Genomic DNA, 267 nt, shown 5'->3' with positions numbered 1-267 from the left:
CTTTGCGGCAGCAACTGGTTGGCCAGGGGCGGGGTGCACAGGGCGCGCAGGGTCGGCGCGTGATGGTGTTTCAACCGGCTGGCCAGGCGTTGCACCGGCTCCAGGGCCTCGTAGAGGTGGGCGATTTCGGCCTGCAGTTCCAGGGTCTCGCGCGTGGCTTGCAAGCGCCCACGCACACTGGCAAACAGCATGAAACCTAATTGCTGCTCGGCGTCTTTGAGCACGGCGTCTACATCGCCCACGGGGAGTTGCAACCATTCGGCGGCA

General features: G+C 65.2%; 1 pseudogene. It reads right to left on the bottom strand.

The features are described 5' to 3' along the window. Window positions 1-267, bottom strand: a pseudogene (locus tag SB756_RS30750) (LysR family transcriptional regulator); the annotation flags it as partial.

It is taken from the genome of Pseudomonas sp. SIMBA_068 (assembly GCF_046534705.1).
GTDB classification, from domain to species: domain Bacteria; phylum Pseudomonadota; class Gammaproteobacteria; order Pseudomonadales; family Pseudomonadaceae; genus Aquipseudomonas; species Aquipseudomonas putida.
This window is presented reverse-complemented; position numbering and strand designations above follow the sequence as displayed.